At 72.1% G+C, this 13,911-nt stretch carries 13 protein-coding genes; 11 read left to right on the top strand and 2 right to left on the bottom strand.

The window, feature by feature from the left end; all coding sequences use genetic code 11:
- Positions 1-6: 6 nt before the first annotated feature.
- The 11 genes from JIW86_RS10955 to JIW86_RS10905 all read left to right on the top strand — a co-directional run bounded on the left by JIW86_RS10955 (position 7) and on the right by JIW86_RS10905 (position 10,909).
- The gene (locus JIW86_RS10955; protein ID WP_257553582.1) at positions 7-597 is read left to right on the top strand and encodes a DUF3558 domain-containing protein; all 591 of its coding nucleotides are present in this window, start codon (positions 7-9) and stop codon (positions 595-597) included.
- 55 nt (positions 598-652) lie between these two features.
- Positions 653-1,318, top strand: coding sequence for an MSMEG_1061 family FMN-dependent PPOX-type flavoprotein (locus JIW86_RS10950; protein WP_257553581.1), 666 nt, complete (start codon positions 653-655; stop codon positions 1,316-1,318).
- Between the two features lie 121 nt (positions 1,319-1,439).
- A complete protein-coding gene (locus JIW86_RS10945; RefSeq protein ID WP_215145821.1) occupies positions 1,440-2,039 on the top strand; it encodes an acyltransferase in 600 nt (199 codons plus the stop codon).
- A gap of 432 nt (positions 2,040-2,471) precedes the next feature.
- A complete protein-coding gene (locus JIW86_RS10940) occupies positions 2,472-3,641 on the top strand; it encodes a hypothetical protein (protein WP_257553580.1) in 1,170 nt (389 codons plus the stop codon).
- Complete coding sequence (locus JIW86_RS10935) at positions 3,638-4,408, top strand: WecB/TagA/CpsF family glycosyltransferase (RefSeq protein WP_257553579.1); 771 nt, start codon at positions 3,638-3,640, stop codon at positions 4,406-4,408. The genes JIW86_RS10940 and JIW86_RS10935 overlap by 4 nt, the downstream gene beginning before the upstream one ends.
- The gene (locus tag JIW86_RS10930; protein WP_257553578.1) at positions 4,408-5,664 is read left to right on the top strand and encodes a nucleotide sugar dehydrogenase; all 1,257 of its coding nucleotides are present in this window, start codon (positions 4,408-4,410) and stop codon (positions 5,662-5,664) included. Before JIW86_RS10935 ends, JIW86_RS10930 begins: the two co-directional genes overlap by 1 nt.
- A gap of 2 nt (positions 5,665-5,666) precedes the next feature.
- On the top strand, positions 5,667-6,794 hold the full coding sequence (wecB, locus tag JIW86_RS10925) for a non-hydrolyzing UDP-N-acetylglucosamine 2-epimerase (protein WP_257553577.1): 1,128 nt from the start codon (positions 5,667-5,669) through the stop codon (positions 6,792-6,794).
- Between the two features lie 19 nt (positions 6,795-6,813).
- Complete coding sequence (locus JIW86_RS10920; RefSeq protein WP_257553576.1) at positions 6,814-7,569, top strand: chain length determinant protein; 756 nt, start codon at positions 6,814-6,816, stop codon at positions 7,567-7,569.
- Positions 7,566-9,020 (top strand): oligosaccharide flippase family protein, encoded by a 1,455-nt coding sequence (locus tag JIW86_RS10915; RefSeq protein WP_257553575.1) that lies wholly within the window; start codon positions 7,566-7,568, stop codon positions 9,018-9,020. Before JIW86_RS10920 ends, JIW86_RS10915 begins: the two co-directional genes overlap by 4 nt.
- Entirely contained in the window at positions 9,017-10,093 is a 1,077-nt protein-coding gene (locus JIW86_RS10910; protein ID WP_257553574.1) for a hypothetical protein, read from the top strand. The genes JIW86_RS10915 and JIW86_RS10910 overlap by 4 nt, the downstream gene beginning before the upstream one ends.
- Positions 10,094-10,105: 12 nt before the next feature.
- A complete protein-coding gene (locus tag JIW86_RS10905; protein WP_257553573.1) occupies positions 10,106-10,909 on the top strand; it encodes a glycosyltransferase family 2 protein in 804 nt (267 codons plus the stop codon).
- Here JIW86_RS10905 and JIW86_RS10900 read toward each other — a convergent pair.
- Positions 10,906-11,877 carry a glycosyltransferase gene (locus JIW86_RS10900; protein WP_257553572.1) on the bottom strand — a complete coding sequence of 324 codons (972 nt, stop codon included), beginning with the start codon at positions 11,875-11,877 and terminating at the stop codon, positions 10,906-10,908. The genes JIW86_RS10905 and JIW86_RS10900 overlap by 4 nt on opposite strands.
- The gene (locus JIW86_RS10895; protein WP_257553571.1) at positions 11,823-13,871 is read right to left on the bottom strand and encodes an O-antigen ligase family protein; all 2,049 of its coding nucleotides are present in this window, start codon (positions 13,869-13,871) and stop codon (positions 11,823-11,825) included. Before JIW86_RS10895 ends, JIW86_RS10900 begins: the two co-directional genes overlap by 55 nt.
- Positions 13,872-13,911 lie beyond the last annotated feature (40 nt).

The following is a 13,911-nucleotide window of genomic DNA, read 5'->3' as shown; positions in this document are numbered from 1 at the left end:
GTCGGCGTGACCTCATGGGACGAGGACAGTCAGGCCTGGGTGGAGGCGGGCGGCCCGGCCGGCCCGGACGGACCGCCACCGGGGGAGCGGACCCGGCGCATGTCGATCGTGGTGATCACCGCGGCCCTGCTCGCCGCGGCGGCCGGGGCCGGGATCTGGGCGCTGGTACACGACGGCGGTGGCGGCGGCGATGCGCCGGATCCCGCGCCGCCGGCCGCGACCGGCGTCCTGGCCGACCCGTGCGACGCGGTCGACAGCGACGTGACGGGCGAGTGGAAGCTGGACTCGCCCGACCCCGACCGGAGGGATGAGATCCCGATGCGGGCGTGCAGCTGGACCTCGGACCGGGAGTCCGTGCGGCTGCTGGTCATGTACTCCAGGGACATCCCCCTGGAACCGAAGCCGACCCCCACGTCCGTGCCCGGGGTACGGTCCGCGATGGTCAGCGGGAACGCCAAGGGCTGCGTGATCCTGTGGCCCACGTCGTTCGGGAAGGCGCTCGTCATGGCCCAGCAGGGCACCGGGAGCCCGGACCGGAACGTGTGCGACATCGCCGCCGACTTCGCCGAAGCGGTGGCCCCCGAAGTGCCCGGCTAGAGACACGGCCGCGCCCCCGGCGGGAGGCTCCGGGGGTCGGATAGATTGCGTGGACGTGACAACCACCACGCCGCCGAACGGCCGCATATTCGATGCCCTGAACGCCAGCGCCGTCCAGACCACGGCCCAGCTGCGCGAGCTCTACGAGGAACCCAGCGAACTGGTCCGCCGCAAGGCGGTGGACCGGATCCACGACGTCGCACGCGCCGTGATCGGCAGATCGTCGCTCGTGTTCATCGCCAGCGCGGGCGCCGGCGGCCACTGTGACGTGACCCCCCGGGGCGGACCGGCCGGATTCGTGTCCGTCCTGGACGAGTTCACCCTCGCCATTCCCGATGCCACCGGCAACAAGCGGCTCGACAGCAGCCACAACATCGTGGAGACGGGGCGGGCCGGCCTGATCTTCGTCATCCCCGGCCGGGCGACCACCCTGCGCGTGAACGGCAGGGCCTGCGTCTCCGCCGACCCGCGCCTGCTGGAGCAGCTGACCGCCGTCGGCAAGCCGCCGCGCAGCGCGATCGTGGTGGAGGTGGAGGAGCTCTACCAGCACTGCCCGAAGGCGTTCCTGCGCAGCAGCGCCTGGAAGCCCGGGGAGTGGCTCGCCGAGGACGCCGTCCCGAGTTCCGCCGAGGTCACCCTCTCCCACCTGAACCTGCCGGGCCTGACCATCGAGCAGATCCTGCAGAGCGAGCGCGAGTCCCTCCTCCACCGCTACGAGTGACCGCCAAGTCCGTTTCGTGAACAGTCGGTTGATCCCCACGGCGAGTGTGCCCCGCCGCATATGCTCTGCGTTCGTACGCGCGTGCGTCCGAACACCTCGCGAACCGTAAGGGGACCGCTCCGTGAGTGTCCGCATTCAACCCTCCTCCCAGGTCGACGAGACGGCCGAGCTCGGTGAGGGGACCACCGTCTGGGATCTGGCACAGATACGGGAGGAGGCCCGGCTCGGCCGCGGGTGCATCGTGGGCCGCGGGGCGTACGTCGGGCCGGGCGTGCGGATCGGGGACCACGTCAAGCTCCAGAACTACGCGCTGGTGTACGAGCCCGCCGTGCTCGGCGACGGGGTGTTCATCGGCCCCGCGGCCGTACTCACCAATGACTTCTACCCGCGCGCGGTCGACCCCGACGGCCGGCAGAAGCGGGGCGGGGACTGGGAGGCCGCCGGGGTCGTGGTGGGCGAGGGGGCCTCGCTGGGCGCCCACTCGGTGTGCGTGGCCGGGGTGCGTGTCGGGCGCTGGGCGCTGGTCGCGGCCGGGGCCGTGGTGTCCCGGGACGTACCGGACTTCGCGCTCGTGGCGGGGGTGCCGGCCCGGCGGATCGGCTGGGTGGGCCGGGCGGGGGTCCGCCTCGTGGAGCGCGAGGACGAGCCGGGCGTATGGGAATGCCCGGACACCGGCGCGCTGCACGAGGAGAAGGACGGCACGCTCATCGAGCGCACCTGACGGAATGTCGGCAATTTAGCGCAACGGCATTTCCTCAAAACCACAATCAACGAACATCCGTGGGCATACCGTGTCCCTGCACAAGGGATCTGAGCAGGCAACAGGCCTGTATCAGTGGGGGGTTGTACACGACGAGGGCACCGCGGGCAGAGCCGCGCGGCGCGGCTTCACCGCGCCCGCGAACGCTGCCGTCGCACGCGCGTGCTCCGGTCCGAGGCATCGCTGGGGGGTCCAGTCGGCGTCCGTCGGACGGCTCGTGCCATCGGCGCAAGGGTGCCGTCGGCGCGGGCGCCGTCACGCGCAATCCCCCTCCGCGGAGTGACGACCGCCAGGTCCGTCCGAGGAGTGATCAGAGGGGGTAGGTGTGTTGGAGCCGTACAGCTCGGACATACGGGGTGCGCGCAGCACCCGGGGAGTCGGGGTGGGGACCCGATGACCATCACACGATTAGGAGCACTGGCCCGCGAGGACGTGCCGCTGCACGCCCTCGCCGAACGGCTGCTCGCGCTGGCCGAGGCGGGGCTGCCCGGGATGTACCTGCCGGGCGCCGAGACGTTCGTGTTCACCCGGGTGGGCAAGGCCTCACCCGACGGCGCCCGCGGCCTCGAGCAGCGCGGGACCAGCACCCGGTACGCGGCCATCACCGCACTCGGGGCCCGGTTCCTGCCCGAGGACCGGCAGCGCGTCCTGTTCGGCGGGCGCACCGCCGAGGAGTTCGCCGGACTGCTGGTGGAACGGCTGCCCTCGGTGACGAACCTCGGCGACGCGGCGCTCATCGCCTGGGCCGCCGCCGAAACCGGCCACCCCAAGCTGGCCGACGCCCTCGACCGGGTGGCCGCGCTGGATGTGCCCGGGAAGCCGCAGTACACCGTCGAGGCGGCCTGGGTGCTCTCCGCCCTCACCGCCGCACGCGGCACGGCGGACGTGGAAGACCCCCTTGCGGCCGCCCGCGACCGGCTGCTGGCCGCGAAGTCCGCCGACAGCCCGCTCTTCCCACACGCCACCGGACCGGGCCTGGTGCCCGGAATCCGGTCCCACGTGGCCTGCTTCGCCGACCAGACCTACCCGCTCCAGGCACTGGCCAGGCTCCACGCGAGCGGCGACGACCCGCAGGCACTCGCGGCCGCCGACGCCTGCGCCGCCCGTATCTGCGCCCTGCAAGGGGACGGCGGACAGTGGTGGTGGCACTACGACGCCCGGCACGGCACCGTCGTCGAGGGCTACCCCGTCTACAGCGTCCACCAGCACGCGATGGCCCCGACCGCCCTGTTCGACCTGGCCGACGCGGGCGGCACCGACTTCGGCAAGGAGATCCGCCGCGGGCTGCGCTGGATGACCGAGGTGCCCGAACTCGCCGGACCCGCCGGCACCCCGCGGGAGCCGATGATCCGCGAGGAACTCGGTGTCACCTGGCGCAAGGTCTACCGCGGTGACCCCAGGAAGGCCGTCCGCGCCGCCCGCGGACTCACCACCCGGGTGGCCCCGCACGCGCGGCTCGCACCGCTCGACCGGCTCTTCCGCCCCGTCGCGGTGGACCGCGAGTGCCGCCCGTACGAGTTCGGCTGGATGCTGTTCGCCTGGCTCGGGGGGCCCCAGAGATGACCCAGAGACAGTCCCTCTTCGGGGTCACGCTCGACGCCCTGACCATGGACGAGACCGTCCAGCGCTGCCTCGACGCGGTACGCCGCGGCGAGCGGATCGAGATCGGCATGGTCAACGCGGCCAAGCTGGTCAACATGCGGCGCGACCCCCGCCTCGCCGAGGCGGTCGCCGGCTGCGACCTGGTCCTGGCCGACGGCCAGGCCGTGGTCTGGGCCGGGCGCGTCCTGGGCGTCCGGCTGCCGGAACGGGTCGCGGGAATCGACCTGTTCATGCGCCTGCTCGCCACGGCCGAGGCTGCGGACATCTCCGTCTACCTGCTCGGCGCCCGGCAGGAGGTCCTGGAGATGATGCTCCGGCAGATCTCCGAACGGTTCCCGAAGCTGCGGGTGGCCGGCAGCCGCAACGGCTACTTCGCGGACTCCGAGCAGGAGTCGGTCGCCGGCGCCATCGCGGACAGCCGCGCCCAGCTCCTGTTCCTCGGCATGACCTCGCCCAAGAAGGAGATCTTCACCGCCGGTTACGGCGACCGCACCGGCGCCCACGTGGTGCACGGCGTCGGCGGCTCCTTCGACATCCTCGCCGGCATCACCAGACGGGCACCGGTGGTCTGGCAGCGGATGGGACTCGAATGGTTCTACCGCACCCTCCAGGAGCCGCGCCGCCTCGGCAAGCGCTACCTCACCACCAACACCGCCTTCCTCCTCATGACGGTCCGCGAGCTCATCCGCCGCACGCCGTCTGCCGGTTCCGCGAACAGGAGTCACTGATGCGCGTCGTCGTCGTGGGACAGGGATACGTCGGACTGCCACTGGCCATCCGGGCCGCCGAGGTCGGGCACCAGGTGGTCGGCTACGACGTGGACACGCGGCGGGTCAAGAGCCTCGCCGCCGGAGAGTCGTACGTGGAGGACGTCAGCTCCGAACGGCTGAGCCGGGCGCTGGAGCTCGGCACCTACCGGCCCACCGAACTGGCCCGGGACTGTGGCGGCTTCGACGTGGCCGTCGTCACCGTCCCCACCCCGTTACACGATGGTGCCCCCGACCTCCGCTACATCGAGGAGTCGGCCCACACGCTGGCCCGCTACCTGCGCCCCGGCGCGACCGTGGTGCTGGAGTCCACCACCTACCCGGGCACCACCGAGGAACTCTTCGCGCCGATCCTGGAGGACGGCTCGGGGCTCACCGCCGGAGCCGACTTCCACCTCGGCTACAGCCCGGAGCGCATCGACCCCGGGAACGCCGTCTGGGGCTTCCAGCAGACGCCCAAGGTCGTCTCCGGCGTCGACGCCCGCTCGCTGAAGGCCGTCGAGTCCTTCTACGGGGACCTCGTCGACACCACGGTGCCGGTGAGCTCGCCCAAGGAGGCCGAGCTGGCCAAGCTGCTGGAGAACACCTTCCGGCACGTGAACATCGCGCTGGTCAACGAGATAGCGATGTTCGCCCGCCACCTCGACATCGACGTGTGGCAGTCCATCGAAGCCGCGTCCAGCAAGCCCTTCGGCTTCATGAAGTTCACACCCGGCCCGGGGGTCGGCGGCCACTGCCTGCCGATCGACCCCTCGTACCTGTCCTGGCGGGTGCAGCGCGAACTCGGCCAGAGCTTCCGCTTCGTCGAGCTCGCCAACGACATCAACAGCCACATGCCCGAGTACGTGACCCGCCGGGTCATCGACGCGCTCAACTCCAAGCGCCGCTCGGTCAACGGCTCCCGGGTCCTGCTGCTCGGGCTCGCCTACAAGAAGAACACCGGCGACGCGCGGGAGTCGCCCGCGGTGCGCGTCTCGCAACTGCTCCTCGACATGGGGGCCAAGGTGCGCGCGGCCGATCCCCACGTGGTCGAGCACATCAAGGTCGACGCCCGCCTTGTCCGGGTCGAGCCCACCCGCAAGGAACTGGCCGCCGCCGACGTGGTCGTCCTGCTCACCGACCACGACTCCTTCGACTACGCACTGGTCACCGAGCACGCCTCCTTCGTCCTCGACTGCCGCAACCGGCTGTCCGGACCGACGGTGGAGGTGCTCTGAGCATGGGAGACACCGCCCGGATCATCTGTGTCGCCGGAGCACGCCCCAACTACATGAAGATCAAACCGGTGATGGACGCACTGGAGCGCCGCGGCGCCGAGGTGGTCCTCGTCCACACCGGCCAGCACTACGACGAGTCCATGAACGAGGTGTTCTTCCGCGATCTCGGCATCCGCGCCCCCGACCGGTACCTGGGCGCCGGCTCCGGAAGCCACGCCCAGCAGACCGGCCGGGTGATGACGGCCTTCGAGCCGCTGCTCGACGAGGTGGCCCCGGACGCGGTGGTCGTGGTCGGCGACATCAACTCCACGCTCGCCTGCGCCCTGGTGACCGCGAAGGCCGGCCCGCTGCTGGCCCACGTGGAAGCCGGACTGCGCAGCCGTGACTGGGGCATGCCGGAGGAGGTCAACCGGGTCGCCACCGACCGCGTCAGCGACTACCTGCTGGCCCCCTCGCCCGACGCGGCCGCGAACCTGCGGGCGGAGGGCTACCGGGAGGACCAGATCCACGTCGTCGGCAACGTCATGATCGACACCCTCCTCGCCAACCTGGACCGGGCCCGGCGGTCGGACGTCCTGGACCGGTACGGGCTGACCCGGGGCGGGTACGGCCTGGTCACCCTGCACCGCCCGGCCAACGTGGACGACCCCGGTGCCCTGCGCGGCCTGCTGAAGGCCCTGGGCGAGATCGCCGGCCGCTGTCCGCTGCTGCTGCCGGTGCACCCGCGGGCCGCCGAGCGGCTCGCCGAAGCGGGCGTACCCGACGGCATCCGGCTGGTGCCGGCCGCCGGGTACCTCGACTTCATCGCCCTCCAGGACTCCGCCCGCCTGGTGCTCACCGACTCCGGGGGCATCCAGGAGGAGACCACGGCCCTGGGCGTGCCCTGCGTCACCCTCCGGGACAACACCGAGCGGCCCATCACGGTCGAGGAGGGCACCAACGTGTTGGCGGGCACCGATCCCGAGCACATCGTGACCACCGCGCACCGGGTGCTCGACGATCCGCCCGCGCCCCGCTGCCCCGAGCTGTGGGACGGCCGCGCGGGCGACCGCATCGCCGGGGTCCTGCTGGACGGCGGGAGCGCGCGGACCCGGCTCAGACCGACCGATCTCGTTCCGCGGCAACCGTAGTCACAAGAGGGGGAAGACCATGGATCTCGCCGAGATCTGGCGAGTCATGCGCAGGCGCTGGTACGTGCTGCTGCCCGGACTGGCGGTCACGGCGGCGCTCACCGCCGCCGTGTACCTGCTGGTTCCGGTGGAGTACCGGTCACAGAGCACGGTGACGCTCCTGAACTCCGAGAAGGCCACGGTGGCCTTCGACGGCAACCCCTTCCTGAGCACCCAGGCCTCGCTCACCGGGATGGCCGACGGCCTGGCCCGCAACCTCAACTCCGACGACTCCGTCCGGGACCTCAAGTCCCTCGGCATCACCGGAAAACACGAGGCGAAGATCGCCGACAACGCCCAGGGGCCCTTCATGTGGCTGAGCGTCACCGGCACGGATCCCGCCGCCGTCCTGAAGTCGGACGGGATCCTCACCGCCTACGCCGAGAAGCGGCTGCTGGAGTTCCAGACCCAGCAGTCGGTGGCACCGGAGGCCATGATCCGGATGGCGACGATCGTGCCCCCGCAGAAGCCGGAGGCGCAGACGAAGGCCAGGCTCCAGTACCTCGTCATGGCAGGGGTACTGGGCTTTGTGCTCAGCCTGGTCGCCACCTTCTTCGTGGAAGCCCGCCGGCGGCCGCAGCAACCCGGCAAGCACCGGCCCGCACCCGGCGAGGCCGTCGAACCCGCCGAGGACTCCGGCGCCATCGCCGACGCCGGGGCCGGGGCCGATGCGTCGGACACCCTGCGCATGACCGTGGCCCACCCGGCCGGTCCGGGCCGGGGAGGATCGCCGTGACCGGCGCCGCGGCGGACACCGAGGCCACCCCGGCGCCGCCGTCACTGGGGCGCAAGGTCGGCTCCGCCGCCAAGTGGAGCCTGGTCAACACCATCGTGATGCGGCTCGGCAACTTCGTGACCGGCATCATCCTCGCCCGGTTCTTCCTCGGCCCCGAGGCCTGGGGCGTGTACGGGATCGCCCAGACGGTCCTGCTCGTCCTGCTCTCCGCGAACGAACTCGGCGTCTCCCTGGCGATCGTGCGCTGGGAGGGCGACCCGCGCCGCTTCGCCCCGACCGTCCTCACCCTGAGCGCGGTCTCCAGCTGCCTGCTGTACGCGGTGCTCTTCGCGGCCGCCCCGGCGGTCGCCGGCGTACTGGGCTCGCCCGAGGCCTCCGGCGTCCTGCGGGTGATGTGCCTGTGCGTGGTCCTCGACGGTCTGTCCCAGGTACCCGCCGGATTCCTCACCCGCGAGTTCGCGCAGGGCCGGCGGATGGCCGTCGACGGGCTCAACTTCGTGCTCAGCACCGCCGTGACCCTGCTGCTGGCCGTCCAGGGCTGGGGCGCGATGAGCTTCGCCTGGGGCGCCGTCGTCGGCAACGTGGCCGCGCTGATCGGCTGCTGCCTCGCGGCCCCCGGCACCCTGCGGTTCGGCTGGGACCGGGAACAGGCCCGGGCCCTGCTCCGGTTCGGGCTCCCGCTCGCCGGGGCCAGCATGCTCGCCCTCGGCGTGGTCAACGTCGACACCATGGTGGTGGGCTCGGCCCTCGACCCGCTCGCCCTGGGCTTCTACGTGCTCGCCTTCAACATCTCCGGCTGGCCCGTACGGATCGTCTCCGAAGCGGCCCGCCGCGTCTCCTTCGCCGGATTCTCCCGGCTGGCCGACTCACCGCAGGCGCTCGCCACCGGATTCGGCCGCGCCCTCGGAGTCGTCACCACGGCAACCGTCCCGCTCTGCGTCCTGCTGGCCGCCCTCGCCGGACCGATCGTGGAACTCGTCTACGGAGAACGCTGGCTGCCCGCCGCCCGGGCCCTGCCCTGGCTGATGGCACTCGGCCTGGTCCGCATCGGCTGCGAACTCGCCTACGACTGCCTGGTGGCCATCGGCCGGCGCCGCTCCCTCATCGCGGTCCAGGGGCTCTGGCTCCTCGTCCTGATCCCGGCCCTGATCACAGGCGCCCGGGGCGGCGGGATCGTGGGAGTGGCCCAGGGCCACGTCCTGGTCGCGGTGGTCGTCGTGGTGCCGGTGTACCTCCTCGTGCTGCACCGCGGCGGCATCGGGCTGGGCACCGTCGTACGGGCCTGTGCCTGGCCCTTCCTCGGCGGAGCGGTGATGACCGCCGTGGTACTCGGCCTGGAGCGGTACCTCGGCGACGGCGTGCTCACCCTCGCCGTCACCGGAGGCGCCGGCACCCTCTGCTACGCCGTCTGCGTCCTGCCCAGCCGAGGCTTCCTGCGCGGCAAGCCGTGACCCCCGACCGAAGGCGCCTGGGGGCATGGGCGCTCGCCGCGGTGCTGCTGGCCGTCGTACTCGCCTTGTACCAGGCCGACCGGACCGGTGTGGGCGACCACAAAGCCACGCCGTCGGCCGCCCCCTCGGCCGACCCGTCGGCCGGGCCCTCCGGCACGCCGCCCGGTACGCCCTCCGCGACAACGCCCGCGACACCGCCCGGTACGGGCACCGCCGAACCCCCGGCCACCCCGGGCACCCCCTCCCCGACGGCCTGCGCCGCGCCAGGCGACTGCGGATTCCCCGACGCGAAGAGCACCGGCCCGAGGATCGCCCTCGAACCGCACGACACGGGGAACATGTCCGTCAAGAAGGACGGCACGGTCATCAAGGGCTGGGACATCCGGGGTTCCCTCGACGTCTACGCCAACGACGTCACCGTCATCGACAGCCGGATCACCTCGGCCAACTGGTGGGGGATCAACCTGCGCCCCGGCTTCAGCGGGCTGAAGGTCCTGCACACCACCATCACCGCGGTGCCGGGCAAGGGCCCCGACAACGGAGGGGTCAACTACGCGGTCTCCAACATGGGCGGCAGCTCGATCGAGGTCGGCTGGTGCGACGTCTCGGTCTTCGGCAACGCCCTGTCCATGGGCCAGGGCGACCTGCACGACAACTACGTCCACGACATCGTCGCGTTCCGCAACCAGGGCGGCGAATGGCAGCACACCGACGCCGTCATCAGCGGAGGCGGCAACAAGGGCCGGCTGACCATCCGCCGCAACACCTTGCTGAACTCCGTCGCCGTGGACCGGGGAGCCACCGCCGCCGTCGGCCTGTTCGCCGACACCGGGACCGTCTCCTCCGTCATCGTCGAGGGCAACTGGCTGGCCGGGGGAGCGTACGCGCTCTACGGCGGCGGCCCGGGCGCCACCGGCATCGAGATCACGGACAACGTCTTCTCCACCCAGTACCACCAGGGCAGCGGGGTCTACGGTCCGGTCACCGCCTGGAACGCGGGCGGCGCCGGCAACGTGTGGCGGGGAAACCGCATGTCCGACGGCAGGCCCGTCACCCCCGAACCCACCGGCTGACAGGGAGAGTTCATGATGCGCCGAATCGCGCGGGCCCCGTGGGAGCTGCTCAAAGGGGCCTTCGGCTGGCTGGTGCTCTTCGAGGCCAGGAACAAGGTCCTCCTCGCCCCCTCCGCCGTACGCCTGCGGCGCTTCGAGGACGCCGAGACCGCCCGGCTCGCCGCCGCCCTCGGCCGGCCCCCGGCCGCCCTGGTCGCCACCGTGATCGCCACCCACCGGCGGCCCGGGGCGCTGCGCGCGGCGGTCCGCTCGGCGCTGGAGCAGACCGTGACCGACCAGGTGGTCATCGTCGTCGACGACGGCGCCGGACTGTCCGAACTCCCGGATGATCCACGGCTGTTCGCGGTGTCCCTGGCCCGCAACACGGCCACCGCCGGCGTCGTGCGCAACGTGGGGATCCGGCTGACCCGCTCCCGGTACGTGGCCTTCCTGGACGACGACAACCTGTGGGAGCCCGACCACCTGGAACAGGCCCTCGCGGTGCTGGAGCCGCCCGGCGGGCCCGACGCCGTGTACACCGCGCTGCGCAGGGTGCTGCCCGACGGCACGGAGCGGGACGTCCTCTCGGTGCCCTTCGACCGCCGCCGCGCCGCCCACGAGGCCTTTCTGGACACCAACGCCTTCGTCGCGCGCCGCAACCGCTCCCTGTACTTCAGCAGGCTGCGGCGCACCCCCGAGGTGCTGCCCCGCGAGGACTGGGAGCTGATCCGCCGCTACGCCCGCCGCCACGAGGTGCGCCACCTGCCCCGCCCCACGGTCCGCTACCTGGTCAACCCGGAGAGCTTCTACACCGCCTGGGACGGCCCCACCCCCTAGGGACCGGGAGTGGCGCGCAGTGCGGACGGGCTGGCCAGTGCGCGGGCCGCCGCCCGGCTGGCCGGGCGGCCGAGCGCCGCCCGCGAGGTCTCCCGCAGGAGCACGGCCATCCGGAAGGCGGCCGTCGCCGCGGCCCCGTGCCGGCGCCCGTAGAGCCGTACGCGGTTGAGCGTCAGCAGGGTCCACAGCCGGGGCGACACCTGCGAATCACCGCCGAGATGGGTGGCCGAGGCCGCGGGCTCCAGACGGGTGCGGAAGCCGCGGTCCCGGGCCCGCAGGCAGTAGTCGGTCTCCTCCGAGTACAGGAAGAACGATTCGTCCCAGGGCCCGCAGGCGTCCAGGCACCCCCGGGAGAGGGCCATCAGCGCGCCGGTGGCCCAGTCCGCGACCGTCGCCCGCTCGTACGCCGACGGGTCGGTGACCAGCTCGCTCCAGCGCGGGAACCGCCCGGCCCGGCGATTGCCCAGCACCGCCTCGCCGAGCGCCCGGGTCACGCGCGACTCGCGGCGCAGCGAGTGCAGCAGCGTCCGCCCGTCCTCCTCGTACAGCAGCGGGACGCTGATCCCGACCCGGCCGCCACCGGCCAGCGGGGCGTTGAGCGCGTCAACCAGCACCTTGGCGCAGCCCCGCCGCATCCGGACGTCCGGATTGCACACCAGGGCCGCCCGGAAGCCGCCCTCCCACCCGGCGGCGGCTCCGAGGGCGGCGTTCACCCCGGCCGCGTATCCGGCGTTGCGGCCGGTCTGGACGACCGTCGCGTCCGGGGCCAGCGAGCGGACCAGGTCCACGGTGCCGTCGGCCGAGTCGTTGTCGGCGACGACCAGGCGCCAGTCCAGCCCGGCCATGCCCGCCGGCAGCGAGGCGAGGAACTCCGGGAGCACCGGGGCGCTGTTCCAGGTGACGACGAGAACGGCTACCGGGCCGGAGCCGGGGAGAGACCGAGGGGAGGCTGGTCGGCGGGAAGACATGGGAACTCCACGGATCGGGGCTTCGGCGCCGCGCGCCGGATGAAGCCGAGGTAGCTGCCTCCGGCGGCGATCGTCAGGAAGAACATGCCGGCGAACATCGGGAAGCTGAGTGCGTCGAAGGTGGCGCTGACGACCAGGGCGACGATGGCGGAGGCGAAGAACGCCTGCCCGAGCTCCCGGTCGGACTCGCCGACGGCCAGCCGGCGGATCGCCCCGCCCTGGTGGATGCCGGTGAAGAAGAGGAACAGGAGCGCGAGAAGCCCCAGGAAGCCCATCTCGGCGAGGGTCAGCATGTACTGGTTGTCGGTGAAGAAGTAGAGCTCGGGAATGAACGTGCCCAGACCCCGCCCGAACAGGGGGCGCTCGTCCAGGTAGGGGACGATCGCGCTGTACTTGACCGTACGGGCCTGGGTACTGCTGTCGGAGTTCGTCAGGAAGGACGCGAACAGCGCGGTGATGGTGCCGATCAGCCCGGGGATGATGACCTTGAAGCAGGCCACCGCGCCCAGCAGTACACCGGTCGCGGTCCACCGCCGCTGCGGCTTCCAGCGCGGCACCATCACCAGGATCACGATCAGCACCCCGATGATCGAGGTACGCGACACCGTCAGCGGCAGCGCCCCGCCCATCAGCACCACCGGCCCCCAGCGGCGCCAGGCGCGCAGCCGGCTCCGCACGGGATCGAAGGCCTGCTGCACGGCGAAGGGCAGCAGCAGCGCCAGCATCCCGCCGAACTCCAGCGGCTGCGCCGTGGTGGACCGGGGCCGGGTGAACGCCCCGCGGTCCAGGGTCGTGATCTGGGGGACGCTCGACTGGAGCCCCGGGATGCTGATGCTGTCGGCGATGTTGGTCGCGGTGAAGAAGTCGTAGAACCCGACGGCCGCGACGACCGTCCCCATCACCACGGCCCGGCGCAGCAGTACGTCCAGGCGCGAGCGGTCCTGGATGCCGGCGGAGACCAGCACCACCAGCGACACCCACACCAGCAGGGCGATCAGACCGCGGTCCGCGCCGAGCAGCTCTTTGCGCACGCTGCCGCGGCCCGCGTTCGCGATGTAGGAGGCCAGCACCGACACGGCCAGCAGCCACATGGCCACCCGGGGCAGCCGGGTCCCGGGCGCCGGCCGGATCCGGCCGGTGAGCCACGTCGCCAGATACCAGAACAGGCCGAGCAGGGCGAACACGTTGGCCGGGGTGCCCACCCCGCCCATGCCCGGCAGCGTCAGGTTCGACGGGATGAAGAAGGCCAGCGCCAGATACCCGGTGAGCAGCGCGGTGGCGTCCACATGGCGGCCCCGTGACCTCCGGCGGGCGGCCCTCCCCCAGCTACCGCTGGGAGGTGCCCCCAGCGGCACGGCGGCCTCGGCGGAGCTCTCGCTCCTGCGGCGGCGGGCCGCCAGCAGCGCGTCCGCCACGAAGGACAGGGTGAACCCGCCGCTGACGCCGAGGATGAGGACCCCCAGCACCTGCTGGTAGCGGCTCTTGAGCTGCGGCACCGGCGTCTGCGGCAGCACCACCTGCGCGGTCTGCACGAAGTACCCGGGCTGCACCTGGGCCGCCGCCTGCAGCGCGTTGAGCTGCTCCCCGGCGAAGGCGGTCAGCGTGTTCGTCTCCTCGAGCACCTTGGCCCGGTCGGTGCCCGTGACCGTCAGCGTCAGCAGCGGGCCCGAGGTGTTCGCGGCGAACCCGACGGTATAGGGATCGGTCACGCCCAGGCTGTGCAGGTCGCGGGCGGCGTCGGCCCCGGACAGCGTCCTGATCAGCACGTCCGCGGTCACCACCAGGGAACCGCCCGCGTTTGATATGGGATTGCCGAAGGCGGGCGGCAGCTGGGAGTTCGCCGTGGAGTCGAGCAGCGCCACCGAGCTCTGCGACTGGTAGGCCACCGGCACCGACCGGTACAGGTGCAGCGCCGCCAGCAGGCTGAGCAGAACCGCCGGCACGATCACGTACCAGCGCCGGCGCAGCACCGCGCCCATTTCACGAATGCTCACGAACACCCCTGCCGGGAACCGGATTTGATGGCGGACCTAC

Source organism: Streptomyces sp. NBC_00162 (assembly GCF_024611995.1).
Lineage (GTDB): Bacteria > Actinomycetota > Actinomycetes > Streptomycetales > Streptomycetaceae > Streptomyces.
This window is presented reverse-complemented; position numbering and strand designations above follow the sequence as displayed.